This is a genomic window from Candidatus Symbiothrix dinenymphae, from assembly GCF_001431085.1.
This window is the reverse complement of sequence record NZ_BBRU01000097.1, coordinates 1-654: the sequence shown is the minus strand read 5'-3', so window position 1 is coordinate 654 and position 654 is coordinate 1. Positions and strand designations below refer to the sequence as shown.

At 51.1% G+C, this 654-nt stretch carries 1 protein-coding gene; it reads left to right on the top strand.

Features of this window, described 5'->3' with window-relative positions; genetic code table 11:
• On the top strand, positions 1-654 hold a 654-nt coding region (locus tag ASC50_RS01490), incomplete at both ends, for a hypothetical protein (RefSeq protein ID WP_158648263.1).

The window sequence follows — 654 nt, the reverse complement described above, 5'->3', positions numbered from 1 at the left end:
TGGTGTTCACGGCGGTTGATAAAGTGGGACAGCCCAAGTTGCGTTATGAAGCCTCCGGAGATACCACTATTATCAATTTGCACGACAAAGGCGCGTGGCTGCGAAACATGACGTACCATATCTCTTCGAACGACACCACCGAGTGGAACCCGGCTGACTATATGGATGAAAACGGCGAGATGGATTGGGATAGATTGATGCTTGATGATGCCGAGTCGTGGGGTGCGTATTTTGACGAAGAAACAGGCACCGTGGATTGGGTGAGGTTTCTCCTGGATGATATGATTGCGAGCGATTGGCTGGACATCCCCACAGAAGAAGAAAATCAGGAGTGGGCAGAGTTCTGGGAAGATTTTTGGGATGATTCAGAAGACGATGAGGGTGATGCCGATGCTGATGCTGATGCTGATGCTGATGCTGATGCTGATGCTGATGCCGATGCTGATGCTGATGCTGACGCTGACGCCGACGCCGATGCTGACGCTGATGCTGCCGCTGCTGCCGATACTGCTTGGCTTGACTTTTTTGACACAGAAACCGTTCTGTTTGATTGGTTGAACTATCTCTTGGCGCAAGAGACAGAGGAGGAGGCCGCTTGGAGCGAGCCCACCCAGGAAGATGAAGAGGCTGAAGATTATGAAGATTACCTTGATT